The following is a 3,871-nucleotide window of genomic DNA, read 5'->3' as shown; positions in this document are numbered from 1 at the left end:
TCCACAGCGGTGTATTATGATAAAACGCTGCCGCTTCGCGAGATGGAAGTGATCCTGCCTGGAGAGCGTGACAGGAGCTGGAAAGACGGCATCATTAAAAATAAATCACTCGAAGAGCCTTTCAGGAGCCAGCAGGCCGATATTCCCGAAGGCTTTATCGATCCCGTGCTGCAAACAGTGTACAACATTTCCAGGGAGGTACGCGGACCGGTCATCAACATCGACGGCGTCGGTAACGTGAACGGCGTTCTTCCCCCGGATACCGACGGTGATGTCGGTCCCGATCATTATTTCCAGATGATCAATCTTTCTTTTGCGATTTGGGACAAAGAAGGGAACCTGCTTTACGGACCCGTCGACAACAGTACTTTATGGAACGGTTTTATCGGGCCGTGGACGGGTACCAACGACGGGGATCCCATCGTGCTGTATGATGAACAGGCCGATCGCTGGATGGCTTCTCAGTTCGCCATTAATACGAGCAACGGGACCTATTGGCAGCTCGTCGCCGTTTCCGAGACCTCTGACCCCCTGGGCGCTTACTACCGTTATGCCTTTCAGTTCTCGGCTTTCAACGATTACCCCAAACTAGGAATATGGAGCGATGCATATTACGCGACATTCAACATGTTTGGCAGTTATACCCGCGCTGCCGTGGCGGCGTTTGAGAGGGATTCCATGCTGGTCGGCGCTCCGGCAAGAATGGTTTATTACGATCAGCCGGGTAATTTCAGCATGCTGCCGGCAGATTTCGACGGTACGCCCCCCGCGGCGGGAACCCCCTGTTATTTTGCCCATCTGCAGACTTATTCATCCCAGGCTTTTGAGATCTATGAGTTCAATGTCGACTGGAGTGATCCGAACAACTCTTCATTTACGCTGGCAAACAGCCTTCAGCCGGCATCGTTCAACCCGAACGTGAACGGCATTACCCAGCCCGGCACCTCGACCAAACTGGACGACCTGGCCATGATGCTGATGTACAGGCTGCAATATCGGAACTTTGGCACTTACGAGGTCCTGATGACCAATCATACGGTCAATGCCGGCGGAAGAGCGGGCGTGCGGTGGTATGAGTTCAGGAAAGAATCCGGTGACTGGTACATTTATCAGCAGGGAACTTATGCACCGGATACGGAGAGCCGCTGGATGGCCAGCATAGCCATGAACGGTAACGGAGATATTGCCCTGGGGCATAATATTTCAGGGTCCTCAACCTATCCTTCTATATATTATACCGGTAGAAGAGCCTATGATACACTGGGCCAGATGACCCTCCCGGAAACCCAGGTGATATCGGGAACCTATTCACAATCGGGTATTAACCGTTGGGGAGATTATGCATGCATGTCGGTGGACCCGACCGATGATTCCACTTTCTGGTTTACCACCGAATACCGTGCCAGTGGCTGGAAAACCAGGATCATTTCCTTTGATTTCGGTCCTATCCTCCCTCCTGAAGTTTATGCGGGCAATGATACCGTTATCTGTGAGACTGAACCTTTCCTGACCGACGGGCAGGCATCTTACCAGCAATCTGTCCTCTGGGAAACGGGAGGCGACGGTTTCTTCGTCGATCCGACCAAGCCACAAGCTGTTTACCTTCGGGGACAGGGCGATGTCACCAGCGGTGAAGTGGATCTGTGGGTGACTGCGTTCGGTTACGAGGCCGGAACGGAGGTTACCGATTCGGTCCATCTCGCTTTTGCCAGGATGGCAGTCGCGAACGCCGGCCCGGATACGACCATCTGTGCCGGTTACGCGGTGCAACTGAACGGTACGGCCAGTAACTATGATACTCTCTACTGGACAACGGAAGGTGATGGGACATTTGACAATGACAGCATCCTGGATCCTTATTATAGCCCCGGCCCCCAGGATATAGAGAACGGATGGGCCAGGCTGGTATTACATGCTTCCGATACGCTTCCATGTACCGGTGAGGTGAGCGACAAGATGTTTGTTAATATTGACGAATGTACCTTTTTGGAAGAGGGGACAAACAGTGATTTAAACATTAGCGTCATACCAAATCCGGCCAGGGAGTCTTTCACTTTCGCGATCACCGGTGTACGGACAGGAGATGAGGTGGTGGTGGAACTGCTTGACCTGCAGGGACAAAAGATCTTCACTCAGCGTTTTGTTTCTTCCAACGGGTCGGTATCCAATAAGGTCAGTGTGAAGTACATACCGAAAGCCGTGTATGTACTCCAGGTGAAAACGGGGGCCATAACCTCTTCGAAGAAACTGCTTATACAATAATCTATTTTCTTGAATACGTTCTAAATAGCTGATTTATAATAAATTTAGAAAGATTCTAAAGAGGGCCTGAAAGTGTTTGATAATCATCACATTCAGGCCTTTTTATTATGATTTCATTATCATAGCGCCGTACAAGACGCACGTTATCAGAATATTACCGGCTTCATGAATTGTTTTTTCCCTTGTTACAGATTTCACAATTGTTTATAATTTTGCCACTCGAAAGGGGGGGTACCCTTTCATGATAGATGAAAAAACGTAGGAGACCCAAACCGTGAACGAAATAATTCTATACTCTGTGATCTCGCTCAGTGCCATTGGCATTGTTGCGGCTGTCGTCCTCTATTTCGTGGCCCGGAAGTTCAATGTCATAGAAGACCCGAATATTGACGTTGTAGAAGAGGCGCTGCCGGCGGCTAACTGCGGAGGGTGCGGCTTCGCGGGCTGCAGGAATTTTGCGGAGGCGATCGTGGCCAAAGCAAAAAAGGATGGCTCCCTTGAAGGTTTTAACTGCCCGGTTGGGGGGTCGGAAGTTATGAAGATCGTTGCCGATGCGCTCGGCCTCGAAGCAGAAGAACAGGAACCCTTGATCGCCGTGGTGAGGTGTAACGGCTCCAGGGAGCATGCTCCCAAAAAGGTAATTTATGAAGGAGCGGCAACCTGTGCCTTCGCCCATGCGCTGGGTTCAGGAGAATCAGGTTGTCCTTATGGCTGTCTCGGCCTTGGCGATTGTGTCGCGGCTTGTGACTTTGATGCCATTCACATGGACGAAGAAACCGGCCTGCCCGTGGTGAACGACAAGTGCGTGGCATGCGGGGCCTGCGTGGAAGCATGCCCGCGCGATATTATTGAACTGCGGCCCAAAGGGAAAAAAGATAAGCGGATCTATATATGCTGCATTAATGAAGAAAAAGGTGGAGTAGCCAGGAAAAATTGTGAAGTTGCCTGCATAGGTTGTGGGAAATGCGTGAAGATATGTCCTTTCGACGCTATTACCATGGAAAATAATCTGGCCTATATCCACGCGGATAAATGCAAATTGTGCCGTAAATGCGTGCCGGAATGCCCGACCAATGCTATCCATGAGATCAATTTCCCGCCAAGGAAAGAAAAAACACCGGAGGAAGAGAAAGATAAAAAGCCCGCAACGGAAAAACAACCGGATAAGGAGGTGATGACCGGATCCGATAAACCGGGACAAGAAAAGGAAGACGGTGATAAGGCGGATGACAGTAAATAACGATGAATAGCTCACTATAAACAGAAACTTATCGAGGATGAGTGTATTAAGAACTTTTTCTCTTGGAGGTGTTCACCCGCCGGAAAACAAACTCTCACAGGATCAGCCTATAGAAATCTTTCCTTTGCCGGCTCAAGTGAATATTCCCGTTAATCAGAATCTCGGCGCACCTTCGGTCCCTCTGGTCAAAAAAGGGGATCCGGTGAAGGTGGGTCAGCTCATCGCAAAAGGCGAGGCTTTCATATCCTCGAATGTCCATTCATCGGTTTCAGGAAAGGTCCTGAAGGTCGATGAAGTGGTCGACCAGAGCGGCTACCGGAGAATGGCGGTAGTCATCAACGTGGAGGGAGATGAGTGGGAGGAGGGGAT

Annotated in this window: 2 protein-coding genes and 1 pseudogene; all 3 read left to right on the top strand. The window is 50.4% G+C overall.

Features of this window, described 5'->3' with window-relative positions:
• Positions 1-2,262, top strand: a 2,262-nt coding sequence (locus ACESLU_RS12675) for a T9SS type A sorting domain-containing protein (protein ID WP_372639007.1), incomplete at its 5' end; no start/stop codon positions are given.
• A gap of 274 nt (positions 2,263-2,536) precedes the next feature.
• On the top strand, positions 2,537-3,502 hold the full coding sequence (locus ACESLU_RS12670; RefSeq protein WP_372639006.1) for a Fe-S cluster domain-containing protein: 966 nt from the start codon (positions 2,537-2,539) through the stop codon (positions 3,500-3,502).
• 37 nt (positions 3,503-3,539) lie between these two features.
• A pseudogene (locus tag ACESLU_RS12665) lies at positions 3,540-3,871 on the top strand (electron transporter RnfC); the annotation flags it as partial.

Origin of the sequence: Fodinibius sp. (genome assembly GCF_041642155.1) — a bacterium.
Lineage (GTDB): Bacteria > Bacteroidota > Rhodothermia > Balneolales > Balneolaceae > Fodinibius.
Note: the sequence above shows the minus strand (reverse complement) of the source record. Positions and strands in the feature narration are given on the sequence as shown.